Origin of the sequence: Shewanella indica (genome assembly GCF_002836975.1) — a bacterium.
Lineage (GTDB): Bacteria > Pseudomonadota > Gammaproteobacteria > Enterobacterales > Shewanellaceae > Shewanella > Shewanella indica.
The window spans coordinates 54,830-75,371 of record NZ_NIJK01000046.1 but is presented as its reverse complement, the minus strand read 5'-3'; the positions used below and the strand labels follow the sequence as shown (position 1 = coordinate 75,371).

Genomic DNA, 20,542 nt, shown 5'->3' with positions numbered 1-20,542 from the left:
TCCATCCATTTTGAAGGACGACTGGATGCTCACATCGATCTGTGATTTTTAACGTGACACAGAATTTTGAACACCCTCTATGGCTGTCCTATTTTTCGTTTGGATTCAAAACATTATTTTAATAATCAGAACATTTTTGGGGCCTTATACATATACCTCTTATCAATATAAAGCACTTTGCTTTCCATTGAGTTTGCTATCACTAGATATGACTTTTTATACTCTTTAGTCTCATTGAATCCTGCATATACCATGTACGAAAGATAATCACTATTCAATTTAATGTTCGAGCAATTTAGAGGTTTATTGTCAATCTCATAAGGCTCGTAAACCAAACTTTTACTGCCAGCTAATGCTAAAAGTTCATGCAGGCTTATAGATTCCTTGCCTACTAAGCCTAATGTTTCTCTGGCTTCTTTTTCAATTTCTGGGGGGCAAAAATCCATAGCTTCAGCCTCTGTACTATTACAACCTGTAACCATAAATAACATAGATATGATAAAAAGTTTTAATTCGACTCTCATTTATCCAGCTCCTTCTCTAACCCAATATACAGGACATCCTAAACACTTTCTGAGCTGCAAGGAATCCCGCTGCAAGGTGTCAGTCTCTGAGAAATAACAACGGATTTTTGGAAATGAGACTCTCTGAGACGCTCACTTTCGGAGGTTCATGCAAAATTGCCCTTGCCAGGCCTGCCTGCTGCAGGCTTAAGCCTGTTTCTGCAAAGATCACAATCGATTTAGATTAATAGGGATGCATTTGCTCCGGGACTTTCTGCCGCCACAGCGGCTATCAACTTCGCCCAAGAGCAATGCAGGAACCAGTGCTAAACTCAGCTGCCGAATCAGGGATTCGACAGCATTTCTCAGGCTGTGCCACCGACCGTCAGGCGGTCCAGTTTAAGCGTTGGCTGCCCAACCCCGACCGGGACACTCTGGCCGTCTTTGCCGCAGACGCCGACGCCTTTGTCGAGTTCAAGATCTGTACCCACCATGGAGATCTGCCCCATGGCTTCCGGGCCGTTGCCTATCAGGGTCGCGCCCTTCACCGGACTGGTGATCTCGCCGTTTTCAATCAGGTAGGCTTCAGAGGCCGAGAACACAAACTTACCCGAGGTGATATCCACCTGACCGCCACCGAAGTTGGGGGCGTAGAGGCCTTTTTTCACCGACTTGATGATATCGGCGGGCGCCGACTCACCGGCCAGCATATAGGTGTTGGTCATCCGCGGCATAGGCAAGTGAGCATATGATTCGCGGCGGCCATTCCCGGTGGGCTTTTGCCCCATCAGACGGGCATTGAGCTTGTCCTGCATATAGCCCTTGAGAATGCCGTTCTCAATCAGCACTGTCTTGTGCGCCGGGGTACCTTCATCATCTATGGTCAGCGAGCCACGGCGGTTTTCCAGCGTGCCATCGTCCACCACAGTGACCAACTTGGAGGCCACCTGCTGGCCAATCTTACCGCTGAAGGCGCTGCTGCCCTTACGGTTGAAGTCACCTTCCAGGCCGTGGCCAACCGCTTCATGCAACAAGACTCCAGGCCAACCAGCGCCCAGAACCACAGGCATTTCACCGGCGGGGGCGTCTATCGCCTGTAGGTTAACCTGCGCCTGACGCACGGCCTCGCGGGCAAAGGCAAAACACATGGGCAGGCCGTCATCAGCGGCAGCCATCAGGGTTTGATAGTGGTGACGACCACCGCCACCGGCGCCGCCCCGTTCACGGCGGCCGTTTTCTTCGAGGATCACCGAGCAGTTGAAGCGAACCAGCGGCCGGATATCCGCCGCCAGAGTACCATCGCTGGCAGCCACCAGTATCTCTTCGTGCACCCCGGCCAGGCTGACCACCACTTGAATGATGCGGCTATCCAGGCTGCGGATATAGGCATCCGCTTCCTTGAGCAGGGCAATTTTACGGCCCTCTTCCAGTGCCGCTATCGGATCTTCACTCAGATACAGCGCCTTGGCGCCGCGGCGCTTCCAGGCCTGAGTTTGATAGCTGCCCCTAGTCTGGGCTATGCCTCTGGCGGCATCGGCGGCGGCGGCCAGGGCCTTGGGCGTTATCTCATCGGCGTAGGCGAAACCTGTCTTTTCACCACTGATGGCTCGGACACCGACACCACGCTCAATATGAAAACTGCCTTCCTTGACTATGCCATCTTCCAGCACCCAGGTTTCATGACGACTGCCCTGAAAATAGAGATCGGAAAAATCCACCTGGTGTTGGTGGATTCGCTCCAGGTAAGTTTGCAGATCGTCGAGGTGCAGTCCCTCTTGCAGTAAACTCTGTCCCACTTGGGTTAAAAATGGCATTGGGTCTCTCTCAATCCGGCCCTGTGGCCTTGTTGGTTATTTCCGCTTGCCGTCGCCCAGTTGCGGCGGCAAAAATCTATTGTGTGTCTCTACGGGCATGGCGCTGCGCACCCGCGCTAACTCGGCCTTGTCCAAACGCGCCTGCACCCAGCCTGTGCCTTCGGCCTTCTGCGCCAGAATACGTCCCCAAGGGTCGACTATCATGCTCTGGCCCCAGGTCTCGCGGCTTCCTTGATTATGCTGGCCCCATTGCGCCGCCGCCAGTATAAAACACTGGGTTTCTATCGCCCTGGCTCTGAGCAGCACTTCCCAGTGCGCCTCGCCTGTCACCTTGGTAAAGGCCGAGGGCAAGGCGATAATCTCGGCTCCTTGCAAACGCAGCGCCCGAAACAGATCTGGGAAACGCAGATCATAACAGATAGCCAGGCCGATGCGGCCAAAAGGGGTATCCACCACGCTTATCCGCTCACCCGGGCAAAAGGTATCGCTCTCACTGTATTGGCCTGTACCGTCGGTCACTTCCGCGTCAAACAGATGCAGCTTGTCGTAGTCGCCGAGTACCTGCCCCTGATCATTAAACAGATAACAGCGGCTGTAAACCCGGCCATCGCCACTAGCTACCGGAATAGAGCCGGCCAGCAGGAATACCTGAAACTGGGTGGCAAGTTCGGCCAAGCGCCGTTTGAGCGGGCTTTGCCCAGGCTCACCGGCCCAGGCCAACTGCATGCTCTCATGGCCGCCGAACAGCAGGCTGCACTCGGGCAGCACCACGAGTTGGGGTTCATTGTCTTGGCGGGGAAGAGTCTCAAGCTGCGAGACGATAAATTGCAGGTTCTGTTCCGGCTCGCGGCAACTCTGACACTGTAGCAGACTGACTTGCATGTTCGACTCCCTGTTTCACTGGCACTTCTGTCTTGGGTTCTCGCAGCGATTTGAGCGGCAGCGGCGTGACTTTATCGGTTTGAGGCAAAGGTTTTTCAGCCTCAGCGCCACCCTCTTCAACAGCCCTCACTGGGTTACTGTTAAGCGCTTTGGCTTTGTTAAGCGCTTTGGCTTTGTTATCCGCCTTGGTTTGATCTCCTTGGCCTGCATCCGTGGCCGCAGGCTCATCGTCCTGTACTTGAGTCTGGTCTTTCTCAGGCGCCGACTTGGGTTGCCGTGGCAATACAGACTCAGGGATCTCTATCTCTTTGCTCTTTCGCTCCAACTCTTCCAGCTTGGGGTCTGACATGGTGCCGGTCAAGCGGAAACGTATCTCTGAAATAATCTCAATCACGGGTTCCAGCACCTTGGTCAGGGCAAAAGCCCCCAGGCCCATGGTCCAGGCGCTGGTACTGAGCAGCACAACAGTCGGCACGCTGGAGGCCAGTTGCGGCACAAAGCGAATATCATAGTTGAGGCTCTCGGTAACCAGATCGGTATAGCCGCGCACCTTCATGTTACCGGCAATGGCATCCATCTCGGTATTGGTGGTCTTGAGCACCCCGTTCTCCAGGGTCAGATCGCCGCCAAAGGAGTTGTAATACAGGCCCTTGCCAAACACATCGGTAAAGTCCAGTGACAACTTGCGTAAAAGCGAGTCCAGACTAAAGAGAGAGAAGATCCGCGCCCCCTTGTCACTGAGCTGTTCGATATGCCCCTTGCCGAGATCGAACCTCACTTTACCGCTGAGACTCTCCAGATTGAATTCCGATGGCGCCCCCTGCCAATTGAGTTCGGCCTTGACCTCCAGCGGCGAGTCTTTCACGCCGGGATCCAGTCCCAAGCGAGTAGCCAACAGATCAAATTTATCTCCCTTGAGATTGAGTTCGACCTGGGTCCGGTTGTTACCGTCACGGCTCAGCCATTCCCCCTTGCCCTGCAAACTGGCATCATCGCTGCTGAGCGCCAAGGTCTGGATCTGATAGCCCGTCGCCGACGGGCTAGCTTGCAACAACAAACGCCCCAGCGCCATATCCTGATAGCGGAAATCATCCACCTCCACCGCCAGCGGCGGCAGGTCACTGTCCTGAGGCAGATTGGTTTCAGGCTCGGGCTCGGATTGCGCTTTGGACTCAGGCTCAGCCGTTATCGGATTCAGGTACAGGCGCGAGGCCACCAGCTTCAATCCTTGACTGTACCAATCCGGGTAGATCTCTACCCGACCGGCAAACTCCGGCGACAGTCCCTCTATCTGCCAGGCATGCTCTCCGGGGCGGGCACTGAGTTGCAACTCGGTAAAGCGCTGCCCCAGCAGCTCGAGCTGTTTCACTCTGGCCTCTATCCCCTTGAGCGGCGGGAAAAAAGCTTTATCTGCTGCAATGCTTGTAGCACCGGCCGTACTCTCGGTTTGAGTCGCGGCTTGAACTGGGTTTTGGCTCTCGGCAGCAGCCTTTTCGTCATGGTTGCCACTGCCGACAAAGGCATTGATCAACGGCTGCCACTGGGCAAAATCCACCTCATCCAGGGCCAGCCGTAAGTGACCATCCTGTTTTTGCAACTGATCACCGCTGCGATAGAGGCGCCCCAGCAGCAGGTCATAGTGTTTCAGACCCTTGCCGGAATCGGCATCAAAGCCACCCCAGAATTCGGCCTTATCCCCCAGACGCACGCCCAGGGAGCTGGTCTTGTTGTCACCAAGCAGCTCGGCCTTGAGCGTCAGCGCCTGCCCGGGCGCCTTTTGATAAGGCGGAGGCAGCAGCAACTCCGTCTGCTTGAGATCGGCATTGACATTGGCTTGAATTCGATAGCCTATCTCATCAAAGATCAGCTTCAAATTCCCCTGCCAATCCAACGCGCCCTGATAAAAATCGCTGAGAGGGTTGTCCAGCTCGGACGGCAAGTTGGCGAGGTTCCACTGGCCCTTGAGCCTGGCATTGAGCCCCATATTCTGGTTAACCTTGCCAGTATCAAAACCAAACTGCAACGGCTGGCCAAACAGGCTGGCACTCAAGCCTTCGCCCTTGACCACCTCATTATGAAAACTCACCTTGCCGTTGACTTTATCCAGCAGCACCCCGGGCTCACGAATATAAATCGGCACCCCGGCGAACTGGACATCACCGAGGATCTGCGCCTCTTCACCGTCATAGAGCGGAATACTGAGATCCAGCTTACCGCTGACAGGCCCCTGAACCCGCACCACATCCAGGGTGATACCGACACTGTCTTTAAGCGGCGAGCGCTGCAACACCTCGGTGGCATCCTGCCCTTGAGTCGCCAGTTGCGCCTCAACCCGCAGCAGACTCTGGTGATCCATCTTGGGGATATAGACATGGGCGCCATCGGCCGCCACATTCAACAGCTTGCCCTTGTTGACCCAGAGATCCATCCGGGCATTTTCAAATAGCGCCTTGAGACTCAAGTCGGTCACCGCCGGCCAATCCGGCTGGAAGGCATATTCGGCGTGGGTCAGATTGAACCCTGCCTGAAACACCCCGGAATGATCCTGATAAGGAAATCCGGCCAACTCACCGTGCCAGACCACGGCGGCATCATCGCTGCGACCGGCCTTGATGGCGCCTTCCAGATAATCGGCCAGTGACTCACCCATGGCATGGCGCGGGAAATAACGCCCGGCATTGGCGGCGTTGAGCAGTTTGACCCGGGAAGACAGCGCCAGGTGTGGCTTGTCGGCCAGCAGCAAACGCATAGAGGCGTCCAGGCTGATGTCGTCATTGCCCAGATGCAGTGCCGGCACCATCAGCGCCTGACTATCGAGCAAGAAGCCCAGCTCAAAGGCATCGGCGCGAAAACTGAGCGGCGCCTTGAAACCGTCGCCAAAGTCCAGTTTATAGTCCTGGGTAGGCAGTGCTGCGCTGAGGAAGTTGTTCCGCCAACCCAGAGAAAGATCGATTGGTGTGCTGCCAGGGATGGACTCGGAAGGCTGCCAGCTGACCCGCTCCAGCGTCACTTTGGCCTGCAGTTCACCGTCCTTGGGCCGAAAGATAGCCAAAGGCCCGAGCTTACCCTGAGGCTTGAGTTGCTGCCAGGTACGCAAGCCTTCCAAAGGCATGCCGGGAACTAGCGGCAACAGAGGTAACAGACTATCAAATTGCAGTTCATTGAGTTTGCCATAAAGTTCCCCGGCGGTTTCCATGGCGTGAAACTCCAGCTTGGGCCAGGGCTTGTCATTGGTTGCCAGCTTAAGCTCGCTGCTGTCCAGGCGCCAGCCGTCAGCTATGGGCTGCCAGGCGATCACTCCACCATCTATGGCAAATTTTTGTGGCTCGTCTCTGAGCGACCAGCGCAGCCAGCTGGGCAACAGCTTGATCACCCCGGATTCCAGACCACGGTTGGCAAACTCAATCCAGGCTTGCAGGTTAATCACTCCCTCCAGTGGCAGCTTGGTTTGCGGGTCGTAGGGATTGGGTTGGCGCGAGGCCCACTTGCCAAGATCCAGCGACTGCGCCTGCAGATAGGCCTGGCCCTTGATACTATCTGGCTTGTAGCCATTGCCCTTGAGATCCAGCCTGAGAGTGAGTTGTTCGGTCGCCGTTGCCAGCTCGTCCAGATAGAGGGCGCCGCGACCCTGATGCAACTTACCGTTATTGCGCCAACTGAGGTCTCGCAGATGAATGGGACGATAATCATGGCTACTGGACAGCAGTTGCACACTGGCGTCGCGAATAGAGAACCGGTCCAACTGCTCCAGCAGCAAGGCATAGAGCCAGTCGATATTGGTGGCTGGGGCAGGTTTACTTTCAGCATCAAGAGTCGCGGTCGATTTTTGCCCCAGATGATCCAGATCCAGCGCCAGTTGCACCCCGTCGAAGATCACATCCTCCACTTGCGGGCCGGCGGTCATCAGGCTCTGCCAGAAATCCAGCTTAACATCGACCTTGTCGACCATGAGTGTCACCGGCAAACGCTCCTGCGGCGGCAACACCAAGCCCTCAACCGTCAACGCCGGGCCGAAGGCCTGCCAGCGGGCGGACAGGCTGCCTATCTTGACCTCGACACCATATTCGCGCTCAACATAGTCGGCCAGTTGCTGCTTGGCTTCATCCAGTTGCGGCAATAGCCCACGGATGAGGCTCACCATCAAGGCAAACAGCACCAAGGTCACGGCCAAGGTGCGCCAGCAATAGCGGCCGAGGGTTCGAGGGCAAAAAGATAGCCGCACTAGACCATCACCACATCATATTTACTCTGCACATACATGGGCTCGCAGTGAATGCGAATACGCTTGCCGATATAGACTTCGAGTTCAGCCACCAGGTGGTTCTCGTCATCGGACAGGCAGGCGTGTACCGCTGGGGCACAGTAAATCAGGAATTCATCGGCATCATAGGTGCGGTTGAGACGGATGATCTCGCGGAAGATCTCAAAGGAAACGGTATCCACTGTTTTCATCGAGCCGGTACCACGGCAGGCAGGACACTCGCCACAAAGCACATGCTCCAGGCTCTCGCGGGTGCGCTTGCGGGTCATTTCTACCAGGCCGAGGCCGGAAAAACCAGAGATATTGGTCTTGACCCTATCATTGGCCAACGCCGTCGCCAGGCTGTTGAGCACCCTTTGCTTGTGCTCATCCTGCAACATATCGATAAAGTCGATAATAATGATGCCGCCCAGATTGCGCAGCCGCAGCTGACGGGCAATCGCCTGGGTCGCTTCCAGGTTGGTGTTGAATATGGTTTCTTCGAGGTTACGGTGGCCGACAAAGGCCCCTGTGTTAATGTCCACAGTGGTCATGGCTTCTGTCTGGTCGATGATCAAATAGCCGCCGGACTTGAGCTCCACCTTACGCTCCAGCGCCCGCTGAATCTCATTCTCCACATCGTAGAGATCGAAAATCGGCGCCGGGCCACTGTAGTGTTCTATCTTATCGGCAATGTCCGGCATGAACTCCTGGGCGAAATGCAGCAGCTCCTCGAAGGTGTGGCCCGAGTCCACCTGAATGCGATCGAGTTCGGCACCAACAAAGTCCCTGACAATTCGCACCGGCAAGGCCAAGTCCTGGTACAACAGCGTGGTCTTGGGCCTTTTGCGCCGCTCGCTGACCTTGGCCCACACCCGCCGCAGGAAAGCGGCATCCTGCGCCAGTTCATCCTCACCTATGCCTTCGGCCGCAGTGCGAATGATAAAGCCGCCGTCATCGTCGACAAAAGGCAGGGTAATTTTCTTCAGCCGCGCCCGCTCCTCTTCAGAGTCTATTCGCTGGGAAACCCCCACATGGCTTGAGCCCGGCATAAACACTAGGTAACGGGAAGGCAGGGTTATGTCCGTGGTCAGCCGCGCGCCTTTGGTGCCCAGGGGGTCTTTGACCACCTGCACCATGATGTCCTGGCCTTGACGTACCAGCTCGGCAATATCACGCACCACGAAGTTGCCCTTTTCCACATCGGCAACACACTCTGTGTGCGGCACTATGTCCGAGGCATGCAAAAAGGCCGCCTTTTCCAGGCCGATATCGACGAATGCCGCCTGCATCCCGGGCAAAACCCGACTGATCTTGCCCTTATAGATATTGCCCACCAGGCCGCGCTTCATACGCCGCTCGATATGCACTTCCTGCAGGACACCGTGTTCTACCAATGCGACTCGCGCTTCCGTGGGCGTCACATTGATCAGCAGTTCTGACCCCATCTTCCGCGGAGCCTTGCTATTGACTGTGCGACTGGTATTCACGATTTACCCTTGTTGGATGTTAATTCATTGATTTTATCGACTGGCGGGCGTTAAAGCTGCTAAAAATTCGTCAGTTTGTGTAAGCGAGCTTACAAACACCCGACCTTGTGCAACAGCGCCCGGGTTTCAGCCATGGGCAGGCCCACTACCGCCGAATAACTGCCTTCAATCTTGGCGACAAAGCAGCCACCCAACCCCTGAATGCCATAGGCTCCCGCCTTATCCATGGGCTCGCCCGAAGCAACATAGGCCTGAATATCGGCATCGCTCAAGTCGCAGAAGTACACTTGGGTGACCACCAAAGCCGTCTCAGTGCGCTTGCCATCGGTCAAGGCCACGGCGGTCATCACCTGATGACTGCGGCCACTCAAGCTCTTGAGCATGGCGCAGGCATCGGCCTTGTCCACGGGTTTACCCAAAATTCTGTCGCCCAATACCACTATAGTATCTGAGCCCAGCACTAGAGTATCAGACCCTTCCTGATGTTCAGGGTTCCCGTGCCACAGGGCTAAGCCCGCTGCCGCCTTCTCTTCGGCCAAACGGCTGACAAACTGCTGCGGGGTTTCCCCGGCTTGATGACTCTCATCGATATCGGCGGGCAGGATCTCAAAACCAAAGTTCGGATTTCCCAGCGCCAGCTGCGCCAAAAGCTCGCGGCGTCTGGGGGAGGCTGAGGCCAAAATCAGCGGCATATTAACGTACCTTGTAGTGGCGCCTGATGCGGCGCAGTATCCAGAAAACCCAGGGCCAAATAGCCAGGCTAGACAGGGAAGGCAGGAATAGCTCCAAGGTGAAATGCGCCCCCGAAACCACAAACTGGGCCCAGAAAATAATCAAATGATAGAAGCAGATCAGGCTGGCGATCACCAAAGACTGCTGCCACATGGGGAAGTTACGCAGCTTCTGAAAGTGCAGTACCACCACATAAATCACCAGGGAAATGGCCAGTGCGCGGATCCCCAGGGTAGCCCCCAGGAGAATGTCCAGCAGCACCCCCAACACCCAGGCGGTGAGAATATTGTATCTGTGGGGCAGTGCCACGGCCCAATAGATCATCACCAGCACCAGCCAATCTGGGCGCCAGGCGCTGAACATTTCCGGTACAGGCATGATCTGCAGCAGCATACCCAGCAACAGGGTCAGCCATACCGCCAAACGGCCATTGGCATTTTCCAGACTCATGATTCGGCTCCACTGTCGGCATCGGTTGCAGCCGGCTCTTGTGACTCAGGCTTGGCGCCGGGATGGTCTTCAGGCCAGATAAGCAGCAGATAACGGATTCGGTCCAGCGCCGCCAGCGGCTGCGCCGTGACCTTGAGGTAACTCTGGCCATCGTCCCGGGAAACCGAAATCACCCGCGCCACCGGATAACCTTCCGGGAAGCGGTTGCCAAGCCCAGAAGTCACCAGCAAATCGCCGACCTTGATGTCGGTACTCTTGGCCACGTGTCTGAGTTCTATCTCATCGAGTTCGCCTATGCCGTTGGCTATCAGGCGCACATCGTTGCGGGTAATGCGCACCGGCAAGCCGTGTTTGGGGTCTGAGAGCAACAACACCCTGGCGGTGAGTTCGCTGACCTGCACCACTTGGCCGACAACCCCCTGGGCATCCACCACCGGCTGACCAACAAACACGCCGTTGCGACTGCCGTGGTTGATCACCACATAATGATGGAAGGGGTCGCTGGCCACTTCCATCACCTCGGCCACCATTTTGCGCGAGTCCATATGCACCGGCGAGCCCAGCAGTTCACGCAGGCGTTGGTTTTCCTGGCGCAGGTGTTCAAAACGCTGCAGTCTTTCACTCATCAGCAGTTGCTGGCGCAAGAGTTCTTTGTTTTGCTGCTCCAGCATGTCACGGGTCGCCAGACTCTGGGCAGACCAATCCAGCAGCTCACCGGGCACGTTGGCCAGGTACTGTAGAGGGCTCAGTAAGGATGCCAGCGACTGTCTCGCAGGTTCGAGACGATCATTGGCAACCAGCAGGATCACCGACATGACCACTGCCAATGTCAACCTGAACTGATTTGAAATACCGCGAACAAAAATAGGCTTCATAGAAAAGCTAAGGCGGTNCACCGACATGACCACTGCCAATGTCAACCTGAACTGATTTGAAATACCGCGAACAAAAATAGGCTTCATAGAAAAGCTAAGGCGGTAAGATACCGCCTGTGCTGGAAAGTATTAGTTTTCTTCTGAGAACAGGTCACCGCCGTGCATATCGATCATCTCCAGTGCTTTACCGCCGCCGCGGGCCACACAGGTAAGCGGATCTTCGGCAACCATCACAGGGATCCCGGTTTCCTGCATCAGCAGACGGTCCAGATCCCGCAGCAAGGCACCACCACCTGTGAGCACCATACCGCGCTCAGAGATGTCGGACGCCAACTCTGGAGGCGACTGCTCCAGTGCTACCATCACGGCACTGACAATGCCCGACAGCGGCTCTTGCAGCGCTTCGAGAATCTCATTACTGTTCAGGGTAAAGCTTCTCGGTACCCCTTCGGCCAGATTACGGCCGCGCACTTCAATTTCCAGTACTTCATCGCCTGGATAGGCCGTGCCGATTGTGTGCTTGATACGTTCGGCTGTGGCTTCACCAATCAGGCTGCCGTAGTTGCGGCGCACATAGTTGATGATGGCATCATCAAACTTGTCACCACCAATACGCACTGAAGAGGAGTAAACTACGCCGTTGAGCGAGATGATAGCCACTTCAGTGGTACCACCACCGATATCCACTACCATGGAGCCTGTGGCTTCGGAAACCGGCAAGCCGGCCCCTATGGCTGCCGCCATTGGCTCTTCAATCAGGTAAACCTCACGGGCGCCGGCGCCCATCGCTGACTCCTTGATCGCGCGGCGTTCAACCTGAGTGGCACCTACAGGCACACACACGAGTACCCGAGGGCTTGGGCGGAAAAAGCTGTTGTTGTGCACTTGCTTGATAAAGTGCTGCAGCATCTTCTCGGTCACATAGAAGTCGGCGATAACCCCATCTTTCATTGGGCGGATGGCCTGAATATTGCCGGGGGTACGTCCCAGCATCTGCTTCGCCTCAGTACCGACTGCGGCCACGGATTTCTGCCCAGAGCTGCTTCGTTCGCCACGGATGGCGACCACGGAAGGCTCATTCAATACAATGCCTTCTTCACGAACATAAATGAGAGTGTTAGCTGTACCCAAATCGATCGACAGATCGTTAGAAAAAATGCCACGCAGCTTCTTGAACATGTAACTAGCCTGTATTCTGTGGAGTCAGAAGAAATGAAAATCAGCTAACTTTATCAATGCCTCCGGCATTCCACAAGACTCGCGGGGTTAACATTCGCTAATCCGTGAGGGTTTTTGGCATATATCTGTAAAAGCTGTCGCAATGCGCTGAGATAAAGTTGCCAAAAGCTTGGATCATGCCAATCCCTTGACATGATTTGTGTGCTTATTAAGCAAAAAAGGTTTGCACCAACATAAAGAGCCCGGCCGACAAAACTATGGTCATAGGCAGTGTCAGTACCCAAGTCAACAGAATTTGTTTAATAGTGTTTTTCTGTACTCCGGAGCCATTGGCCACCATGGTGCCGGCCACGGCCGAAGACAGGATATGGGTGGTAGATACCGGCATGCCTGTCATACTGGCGATACCGATAGAACCGGCGGCGGTCAACTGCGCGGCTATCCCCTGACTGTAGGTCATGCCACCGTTACCAATTTTCTCGCCAACCGTGTGCACAATCCGGCGCCAGCCCACCATGGTGCCGCAACCCAAAGCCAGGGCAACGGCCACTATGACCCATAGCGGCGCATATTCGGTAATGGCGTTAAGCTGACCACGCCAATGTTTTAACTGACTGACTTCTGCAGCGGGCAATGGCTGCTTGGCCAATTTGCGGGTGCTGTCATCGATACAAAGGATCAGCTGCCTGGCTTGCCGGCGCTGTTCCTGAGTCAGCTGTTTAACCGTATTCCCTTGCTCAAGGAGCCTATCCAGGCTTTGCATCGAAGCGATGGCCGAGTCCTGACAGCGACTGTCGGCAGCGTGCTCACCCAGATTAGCCACCAGCTGCGGGTTGCGATCATACAGGGCCATGATGCGCCGGTTGGCATCCTGAGCCTTATCCATATCGAAACTCCGGCTGTTCAAGTCCAGGGCAAAATAACCCGGCGCCATGCAGATAAGCACCAACATCACCAGACCTATGCCCTTCTGACCATCGTTGGAGCCATGGGCGAAACTGACCCCCATGGCCGAGGCTATCAAGGTAATCCGGGCCCAGAATGGCGGGTGCTTCTTGCCATTGACCGCCATCTGCTCTGCCGGAGTGCGATGTAGCTTGGGCTTACGCCAGATACGCTTCATCACCAACAACAAAATCGCCGCCAGAATAAAGCCCAGGGTTGGAGACAAGAGCAAGGAGAGCATGATATCTATCGCCTTGCCGGTATTGACTCCATCCAGCGGCGATTGACCGTTGAGCCAGGCATAGGCACCACCGACCCCCATGATGGAGCCTATCAGAGTGTGGGAGCTGGAGGCGGGAATACCGAAGAACCAGGTACCCAAGTTCCAGACGATGGCCGAGAACAGCAGGGAGAACACCAGCAACAGGCCTTGGGAGGAGTCCATGTCCAGCAAGAGCCCGACCGGCAGCAGATGCACTATGGCGTAAGCCACACCGAGCCCCCCAAGCAACACCCCGGCAAAGTTGAACAGCGCCGAAGCCAATACCGCGCCTCTGGCCGGCATGGCATTGGTATAAATCACAGTGGCTACCGCATTGGCGGTGTCGTGGAAGCCATTGATAAACTCGTATGCCAACACAAAAAGTACAGCCAGGATCAGCCCCAAAGACCAGATCCACCCCAAACCCGCAAGCGCTTCCAACATAATTTATTCAGCCAAATACAGCAGAGGCTGTCGATTATGCTCAATGTGAGTTGAAGACAAAGTTAAATTATCTACATCTTGGCGCTTTAGTGAGTTGCTTCACACTGTGGTTATTTGGCTTCAGTTAACTTCACGCCAGCTTATGATCCTGTCGTTGCCGCGATAACGGCCAAAGAAGGCACTGGCTCTGGGGTCGCTCAGTGTGCCGTCATTGAGGCCATTCCAATTCCAGTACCACTGCAACCATTCAGGCGTCTTGAGCGGCGCCGTCACCTTACCGCGATAGCCGGAGCTTCCAAGCGCACGCCACAAGAGTTCAAACTCGCCGCCAAAGGCTGTCACTGTGTTGCCGCCGCCGGCGAAGCGGCTAATATTCTGCCCGGCACTGAGCGCAGGTTCATAGCGGTAACCCAGGGTGAGTTGATCCTGTTGATATTCAAGCGGCGTGTTAAACACACTGCAGTTATCCAGTTCGTTCAAACGCCAGCCACTGCCATCCCAATACTCTGTCCTCGCCGCCATGCTCAAGATTTGGGTTTCCGGGCCAAAGGTATTGTCCAACAGCAAACGCCCATGACGCATCTTTTGGCTACCAAGACGTACGGCGCTGCAGCTGCCTGCCACTGAGCAGTCACCACTGAAATCGCTTTGCATATTGCTGTCCTGCAGCTTGGCAATCTTGTCCGGATCCTGAATTTCCAGGCCTATATCCAAAAGCGGGAAAGGCCCATCTGCCTGCAATGGCCCCTTGCGGGCAAACTTGAGTTGCCCCTGGAACTCAGCCAGGCCATTCACCCAGGTATCTGAAGTGATCTCGCCCCCCGAAACCCGGCTGTCCAACGCCACTCCGTCGAATTGATTGGCTGCCTGATAACGGCTGTAAGCCTTGGCAAAATCACCGACATAATTTTGGGTCACTTGCCTATCCAGTGCCAAGGCGCTGACTTTATAACTGACTTCAAATGGCTGATCCATATAACTGAAACCATTACAGGCCGGCAGCAAACTGGCTTCATCGACTCGGAAAAAGGCCGGCACAAAACGCCCGACTGGCATTATGGTTTTGCCGCTAGGTCCCTGCCAATAAGCGCTGCCCACCAAACTCGGGAAGGCCACACTGCCCTCGTAGGGCAAGGGCGCTGTAACGCCGAATTCAAACACCCCAACCTCACTGACCGCCTGAGCGAGCCGGTTATTCTCAGGCGTTTGCTGGCGCAGATGATCATACTGCTGCAGTTGCAGTTCACCGGGTTGACCTGAAGCCGGTGCAATCAGCTTATGCCATAAAGAGAGACCTGCCTGTTGATAGGAAGGTGTGGTGAGGTTTTTACAGAGATCGGCATTACCATTATCCGCCCAGGCTTTGGCGCTGATGCTAAGTGGGAAATTTTCCTGCGCCCGCCGAAAAGGCGCAGAGGAGGCATCCGCGGCCTGGCAGTATTGCTCGACCTCGACACAGAATCCCAACGGGAAGCTGACAAAATCATCGGCGCCGTGCATCACCAGCCCGGCATCCCCTTCGCTGGTCGTTCCTCTATAGAGGGTGTTTAACTCGACCCGACCGGCATCGGCATAATTGATATCGATTCGGCTTTGACCTTGACTGTCGAAGGCCAGGGTCAGCGGCGTGGCGGCAGCTTGACTGCTGCCTATATCCTGCCAGCTCAGGGCGCCTGTCGGTTTCAGTTGCACCTTGGGTGAACCGACGACTGCCGACAGCGCCTCACTCCAGAACGAAAGCGTCTTGTTGGTACTGGCAAAGGCCGGTACACACTGGGCTGTGCCATCTGACTTTATCGCCTTAACAAGCACTCCCGTCTCTGGCTTGTTGGCCAGCTTATCTGCCACATCAAAGATGAAACCACTCTCGGCAAAACTCAGGCGACAGGCGGCCGTGCTCAAGGGACCGCTGCCACTTCGGCACAGGGTATCACTGCCGGGGCGGGTGGCCGGAGTCGAGGAGGAAACTCCCAGTGTCAGCGGCGTTTGATCAAACTTTTGCAGTTGAATTTGGGTACTGCCGCCATTGAAAGTCACCGAACTTGCCGGCAACCAACGGCCGTTACTGACAGGATTCGGGCTCAGATTGGCGGTGACAGTACCTGTGAAGAGTTCTGAGCAGCTGGCATTTTTACAGGCCCTCAAGGTGATGGGTTCGGCGCGACAGGTAAAAGGCGCACTGCTGTAATCAAACTCAAAATGATGCACCTGCTCGCCCACGGGTTTTGACTCCAGGGCACAAACCTGGAAATTGTCTATCTCATGGTTGTTGTTAGCATCACCGGTAGAGCCGGTAAGCGACAGGTAAAAATCTGTCGGCACACGGCTTTGTCCAGGAAAGTTACGGGCATTGAAAGGGCTCACCAGAGTTTGGTAACCGGCACCTGTATCTCGCTCAACAGACACCATGGCCATGTTGGCCTGGCGGGAATCTACAGTAATCTTATACTTGTGCCCCGGCGCAGGAGACTGAGAGCCTCGAACATCAATACCGGGACTGATAGAATCTTTCGTCCCCTTCAAGTAACGATAAGAACCCGCCTCTGAACCACGAATAGAAACAGATTGTCGAATCTCCCCCAGGCCTCCGACACGCCCTTCTGTAGGGTTGGAAAAATTTCCGTATTCATCCAGTGCCACCCCCAACCAGCCTCCGGCAAAACCCGGGGTACCATCATTACGCTGGGCATAACCCAAGGCGCCACCAAAACTGCCCGGCTGCGGCGTCACAGCCGCATCAGAAAGGATCACCGCCACCCCATCACCGCCGGTGCCACGCCGGGGCGACCAAGCGTAATAATCAAATTCAACTGTTACCAGGTTGCCTTCGGCCGGAAACAAGCGCTGATAGGTACTGGAGGTTGCCTGATTGCCCCGGGCAGGAGTCAAACGCAGACGCCCACCCACTATGCTGGGCGGCACTGAATTGCCCAGCACCTTGATGGCCCAATCATCTGCCGATAGAGAAGCCGAATTAAAATAATCTTTGAAACAATGCAGTTCCTGCGGTGGAGGATCCACTATGACTTCGTTAACTTGAGTATCACTATTCATTACCAAATGGCGACTGGTTACCCTACCATTCACCACCGCTTTATTATTTAAGGTCACCGTACCATCGGCGTATACATAACCGTTAACTGTACTATCGCTATTCAATGTCAGGTCATTGTAGGCCACTATGGTCAATTGCCCACCCGAAGCCACGTTAATAGTCGCACCATTTAATTCTGCATTATTAGAGATAAAAATGCGGCTGTTACCTTGCACATCCAACTGGGCGCCCTTATTAAGCTGCAAGGTTTCCAGCCAATAATCTCCCTGTGCCAACATTAACCTGGTATTGTTACCAAGCTCCATTGAACGGAAACGATATTCCATATTCGCATTAGAGAACGTGCCCACACAACCACTGTAGATTGACAGCCTTCCCCACATATTTTGCACGGCACTTTGCTGGGTCAGGGTTGCACAATCAGAAATCGAGCTCCAACTGGTACTCGTCTTAAATCGATTTTCGTTGGCATTAAGGTTGAAGCCACCAACACTAGAACTGGCAATCTGGCATTGCATTCGCCCACCGTTACCATCATCACACGCATCCGTAGGTGACCCGTTATTTATTGAGCAATACTTCAATGCCATCCCTTGGGTTCCATTGATTTTAGCATTGTTATATAAGGTTAGAGATGAAGTACCCTGCGCATTACAATTCCGATTGTTATTACCATGATGCCCTTGCACCACTGCTGGGAAAATTTCAATATTATCAATAACCTCAAAGGCCATTGCCTGAAAAGAGCAACATAAGGTGATAACCCACAACAAGTATCTATTCACGGGCTTCCACCTCCACAACCCGGCTCACTCTCAGACATTGACTGTCATCAGCCGCGCCCACACCACAACTGCCGCTCTCGCATACCGCCTTGCTGCGGATACGATACAACTTGGCACTGCCCGGGATGGAGTCCTGGCTTAAGGTCTCGCAACTGAGCTGGACATTACAGCCATGAAACCCGGTCACGTCCGGCACCGTCCAACTTGAACCCACGGCGGCGCAACCGGCAGTGCCGCCGCTTAAGGGGAACAGCCTGGCCAGGGCCGCATCGGCGCCGCTGTTGGCAGCATTGAGCGCCCTTAAGCCCCAGACTTCCAGGTTGACGCCCTCGTCGGCGTCGCCGCCAACCCGCAACAGAGTCACCGCCAACAGCGACATCACCAATATTACAAAGATGGCTATCACCAAGGCGCTGCCGCCCTGATGCTTTTGCGCATAACAGTGATAATTTCGACTAAGGAACATTGATCACCTGCACTTGATGTTGATACTGAAACTGCTCGCCGACAACAGCAAACTGCGGCTGCAACTGTACTATGGCGTTGTTAACCAAAGTCGCAGGCAACAAACGCACCGCCGGGTTGGTGGCCATATCATTACTCAAGCCTTCGGCCATCAAGGCTCCAGTGCCCATGGTATCGGGCAGAGGTTGGCCGGCATGATAACCATAGTGGCTATAACGGCGAATGCTGCCATCCACGGAAGAAAAGCAGTAGCTGACAGGTTGCCCGGCCACATAAAAGCGCTTCGCCGGCGAGGCTTCGGCAAAATTAACCGCAGCGGCAAACTGCAAGGTCAGCAGTGAGCCGTTGGTAGTGACCTTCTCTATAGCGTGACGCTTGTTGCTGCCACTGCCATAAACCTCCGCATTGGTCAGCGGATACACCAGCAATTGTTCACCGGCCGAAACCGCCGTTGCCGGTGCAAATGCTGTGGCATTGTCCGCCTGGACATCCGGCGCCAGTGGCAATGACAGATAGCTGCCGCTGGCACTGATGGGCAGAAACTCCAAACACTGCAGCTGAGAACTGGACTGCAACCTGAGACTGGAAGGCACGGCATTACGCAGCTCCCGGCTCAGGCGTTCCATCACGAAACGACTGCTGCCCAGCACTCTGTCGACGGCAGTAGAATCCACAAATATGCGGGTACCAAAGATAATAAAGCTGCTGACCCCCACCACCAGAATCCCCAGGATAAGGATCACAGTGACCAACTCCACCAAGGTAAAGCCCTTGGCGAAACCTTGTCCTTTGATCTTTATGAATCTCTTACCCTGCCTGCAGCGCATCAGAAATTACTCCTCAGCACGTCGTAACGGATAGCTTCGCCCGCAGGGGTAGTTACCGTGACAGTCACCAGCTTGCTGTTGGCTTGATACTGGGATACCTGGACGCTGAGACTGTACCCCGGATAGAGACTCAGGTAACTCAGGCTGGAATTAAGCATCAGGCTCTGCTCGTTAAGACCGTGGTAATCGTCAATATCGTCAAATTGATCCCGACTCTCACCATCCGGGCCATAATCGCTAACCCGGGTACAAGTGACACCGCCCAAACCGTTACAGGCGGGCAGGCCACCATTTACGCCGCTATGTTCATCATAACGCTTGCCCCAGATTTCATTGATCACAGCCTGAGCCAACTCGGCGCTGCGCACTCTATGCAGGGTCTGCGCCGCATGATCGCTTTGGGGAAACAGCACGCTGGTCAGCAGCACCAGGGCGATACCGAGCACCAACATGCCGATCACCAGCTCTATCAGGGTGAATCCCCGCGCTTTAGCCCTCATGGATATAGCCCTCGGACTCTATGGCGATAGTCAGGGTTTCATCGGCGACCACTGAGAGGCAGGCGCCATTGCAGGCAAGGTTGGTGCGGCCCAAAGCATCAAACTGGATCTGAAAACTGTCAGCGCCGTTACTTTGAAGCAGTATCCGGGTATTACGCGGCAAGCTTTCGGCGCTATTACTGCGGATAAGGGTCGCGCAATCCTGGGTCAAGTGGCTGAGTTGATAAGCGCCGCTGCTGATAGTGAGTCGATAACAGCGGTCGGGATTATTGAGTGCCAACATCTGGGTCTTTTGCAGCTCGGCAATCAATTCCTGTCGCAGCGTCCAGGCACTGTAACTACTGGAAGATACCAATTTGGGCAGCACCACAACAGAAAGTATGGCCAGCAACATGATAGTCACTACCAGCTCCACCAGAGTGAATCCCCGGGCGCCTGTGCCCTTGGTCGCAGCCATATGATTTCCCGCCAACGCTATCCCCGCTCAAGTATGGCAAATAAGCTCAATAGTTTGAATCCTGACGTAAAAAAGGCCTGCTTGGCAGGCCTTTTCAGCTACAAGCTATCAGCAGCCTGTAGTAACGGCATTCACAGTAATTGGCCCATATGAGGTAAGATTGTTGATGTACTCAACATAGCAAGTTCCAGGTTCATTCGCGGCCTTGGGGCTGTTACTTCCCTGGGGATAAAAGTAAATCGTTTTGGCTTGAGAATCTTCAACATAAAGCCATTCGCTTGAGGTACCTTTATCAGAAGCATTGATATCCAATGCATTGGCTAAAGAGTCAGCCCATTGAGGAAGTGCGTGCCCATAGTTCAACAACACTGAGTTCCCTGCATCCACAATTACACTCGGAGCAGAAGAAGCATCCGAAGCAACTTTTTCATTGCCGGCAATCAAGGATTTGGAGTTAACCAAGGTATCAGCCCCTTTGATAGCAGCCTCCAAACCTTTAATCGTTGAAGCTCTGGCATCAGACTGTAGATTCAAAAACTTAGGCGCTGCGGTGACTGCCAAGATCCCCAAAATGATAATCACCACCACTAATTCAATTAGCGTAAAACCTTGTTGTTTATTCATTTTTAGTCCTCTG

At 54.6% G+C, this 20,542-nt stretch carries 16 protein-coding genes; all 16 read right to left on the bottom strand.

What is annotated here, in order from left to right:
- Positions 1 to 125 precede the first annotated feature (125 nt).
- The 16 genes from CX650_RS15815 to CX650_RS15740 all read right to left on the bottom strand — a co-directional run bounded on the left by CX650_RS15815 (position 126) and on the right by CX650_RS15740 (position 20,529).
- Positions 126 to 524: a hypothetical protein gene (locus CX650_RS15815; protein ID WP_101054766.1), complete on the bottom strand. Its 399-nt coding sequence runs from the start codon at positions 522 to 524 to the stop codon at positions 126 to 128.
- Between the two features lie 344 nt (positions 525 to 868).
- Positions 869 to 2,317 (bottom strand): metalloprotease TldD, encoded by a 1,449-nt coding sequence (gene tldD, locus CX650_RS15810; protein ID WP_101096371.1) that lies wholly within the window; start codon positions 2,315 to 2,317, stop codon positions 869 to 871.
- A gap of 36 nt (positions 2,318 to 2,353) precedes the next feature.
- Complete coding sequence (locus CX650_RS15805) at positions 2,354 to 3,199, bottom strand: carbon-nitrogen hydrolase family protein (protein ID WP_071475648.1); 846 nt, start codon at positions 3,197 to 3,199, stop codon at positions 2,354 to 2,356.
- Positions 3,123 to 7,421, bottom strand: a complete 4,299-nt coding sequence (locus CX650_RS15800) for a YhdP family protein (RefSeq protein WP_101096370.1) — start codon at positions 7,419 to 7,421, stop codon at positions 3,123 to 3,125. Before CX650_RS15800 ends, CX650_RS15805 begins: the two co-directional genes overlap by 77 nt.
- Entirely contained in the window at positions 7,421 to 8,887 is a 1,467-nt protein-coding gene (gene rng / locus CX650_RS15795) for a ribonuclease G (protein ID WP_052248058.1), read from the bottom strand. The genes CX650_RS15800 and rng overlap by 1 nt, the downstream gene beginning before the upstream one ends.
- Positions 8,888 to 9,018: 131 nt before the next feature.
- Positions 9,019 to 9,621 (bottom strand): Maf family protein, encoded by a 603-nt coding sequence (locus CX650_RS15790; RefSeq protein WP_101096369.1) that lies wholly within the window; start codon positions 9,619 to 9,621, stop codon positions 9,019 to 9,021.
- 1 nt (position 9,622) lies between these two features.
- Complete coding sequence (gene mreD / locus CX650_RS15785; RefSeq protein WP_039034091.1) at positions 9,623 to 10,111, bottom strand: rod shape-determining protein MreD; 489 nt, start codon at positions 10,109 to 10,111, stop codon at positions 9,623 to 9,625.
- A complete protein-coding gene (gene mreC / locus CX650_RS15780) occupies positions 10,108 to 10,986 on the bottom strand; it encodes a rod shape-determining protein MreC (RefSeq protein WP_093983817.1) in 879 nt (292 codons plus the stop codon). The genes mreD and mreC overlap by 4 nt, the downstream gene beginning before the upstream one ends.
- A gap of 129 nt (positions 10,987 to 11,115) precedes the next feature.
- Entirely contained in the window at positions 11,116 to 12,165 is a 1,050-nt protein-coding gene (locus CX650_RS15775) for a rod shape-determining protein (RefSeq protein ID WP_025011854.1), read from the bottom strand.
- 208 nt (positions 12,166 to 12,373) lie between these two features.
- Positions 12,374 to 13,816 carry an inorganic phosphate transporter gene (locus CX650_RS15770; protein ID WP_101096368.1) on the bottom strand — a complete coding sequence of 481 codons (1,443 nt, stop codon included), beginning with the start codon at positions 13,814 to 13,816 and terminating at the stop codon, positions 12,374 to 12,376.
- 120 nt (positions 13,817 to 13,936) lie between these two features.
- Positions 13,937 to 17,197 (bottom strand): DUF6701 domain-containing protein, encoded by a 3,261-nt coding sequence (locus CX650_RS15765; protein ID WP_157823056.1) that lies wholly within the window; start codon positions 17,195 to 17,197, stop codon positions 13,937 to 13,939.
- A gap of 451 nt (positions 17,198 to 17,648) precedes the next feature.
- On the bottom strand, positions 17,649 to 18,122 hold the full coding sequence (locus CX650_RS15760) for an MSHA biogenesis protein MshP (RefSeq protein ID WP_101096366.1): 474 nt from the start codon (positions 18,120 to 18,122) through the stop codon (positions 17,649 to 17,651).
- Positions 18,112 to 18,948, bottom strand: a complete 837-nt coding sequence (locus tag CX650_RS15755) for a PilW family protein (RefSeq protein ID WP_101096365.1) — start codon at positions 18,946 to 18,948, stop codon at positions 18,112 to 18,114. Before CX650_RS15755 ends, CX650_RS15760 begins: the two co-directional genes overlap by 11 nt.
- On the bottom strand, positions 18,948 to 19,448 hold the full coding sequence (locus CX650_RS15750; RefSeq protein WP_039034087.1) for a type IV pilus modification PilV family protein: 501 nt from the start codon (positions 19,446 to 19,448) through the stop codon (positions 18,948 to 18,950). Before CX650_RS15750 ends, CX650_RS15755 begins: the two co-directional genes overlap by 1 nt.
- A complete protein-coding gene (locus CX650_RS15745) occupies positions 19,438 to 19,905 on the bottom strand; it encodes a pilus assembly FimT family protein (protein ID WP_101054739.1) in 468 nt (155 codons plus the stop codon). Before CX650_RS15745 ends, CX650_RS15750 begins: the two co-directional genes overlap by 11 nt.
- Positions 19,906 to 20,013: 108 nt before the next feature.
- Positions 20,014 to 20,529: a type II secretion system protein gene (locus CX650_RS15740; protein ID WP_025888270.1), complete on the bottom strand. Its 516-nt coding sequence runs from the start codon at positions 20,527 to 20,529 to the stop codon at positions 20,014 to 20,016.
- Between the last annotated feature and the right edge of the window lie 13 nt (positions 20,530 to 20,542).

Excerpts from the sequence above, each read along its gene's own strand:
- CX650_RS15815 (WP_101054766.1), bottom strand. The coding sequence starts at position 524 with ATGAGAGTCGAATTAAAACTTTTTATCATATCTATGTTATTTATGGTT.
- tldD (WP_101096371.1), bottom strand. The coding sequence starts at position 2,317 with ATGCCATTTTTAACCCAAGTGGGACAGAGTTTACTGCAAGAGGGACTG.
- CX650_RS15805 (WP_071475648.1), bottom strand. The coding sequence starts at position 3,199 with ATGCAAGTCAGTCTGCTACAGTGTCAGAGTTGCCGCGAGCCGGAACAG.
- rng (WP_052248058.1), bottom strand. The coding sequence starts at position 8,887 with ATGGGGTCAGAACTGCTGATCAATGTGACGCCCACGGAAGCGCGAGTC.
- CX650_RS15790 (WP_101096369.1), bottom strand. The coding sequence starts at position 9,621 with ATGCCGCTGATTTTGGCCTCAGCCTCCCCCAGACGCCGCGAGCTTTTG.
- mreD (WP_039034091.1), bottom strand. The coding sequence starts at position 10,111 with ATGAGTCTGGAAAATGCCAATGGCCGTTTGGCGGTATGGCTGACCCTG.
- mreC (WP_093983817.1), bottom strand. The coding sequence starts at position 10,986 with ATGAAGCCTATTTTTGTTCGCGGTATTTCAAATCAGTTCAGGTTGACA.
- CX650_RS15775 (WP_025011854.1), bottom strand. The coding sequence starts at position 12,165 with ATGTTCAAGAAGCTGCGTGGCATTTTTTCTAACGATCTGTCGATCGAT.
- CX650_RS15770 (WP_101096368.1), bottom strand. The coding sequence starts at position 13,816 with ATGTTGGAAGCGCTTGCGGGTTTGGGGTGGATCTGGTCTTTGGGGCTG.
- CX650_RS15765 (WP_157823056.1), bottom strand. The coding sequence starts at position 17,197 with ATGGAATATCGTTTCCGTTCAATGGAGCTTGGTAACAATACCAGGTTA.
- CX650_RS15760 (WP_101096366.1), bottom strand. The coding sequence starts at position 18,122 with ATGTTCCTTAGTCGAAATTATCACTGTTATGCGCAAAAGCATCAGGGC.
- CX650_RS15755 (WP_101096365.1), bottom strand. The coding sequence starts at position 18,948 with ATGCGCTGCAGGCAGGGTAAGAGATTCATAAAGATCAAAGGACAAGGT.
- CX650_RS15750 (WP_039034087.1), bottom strand. The coding sequence starts at position 19,448 with ATGAGGGCTAAAGCGCGGGGATTCACCCTGATAGAGCTGGTGATCGGC.
- CX650_RS15745 (WP_101054739.1), bottom strand. The coding sequence starts at position 19,905 with ATGGCTGCGACCAAGGGCACAGGCGCCCGGGGATTCACTCTGGTGGAG.
- CX650_RS15740 (WP_025888270.1), bottom strand. The coding sequence starts at position 20,529 with ATGAATAAACAACAAGGTTTTACGCTAATTGAATTAGTGGTGGTGATT.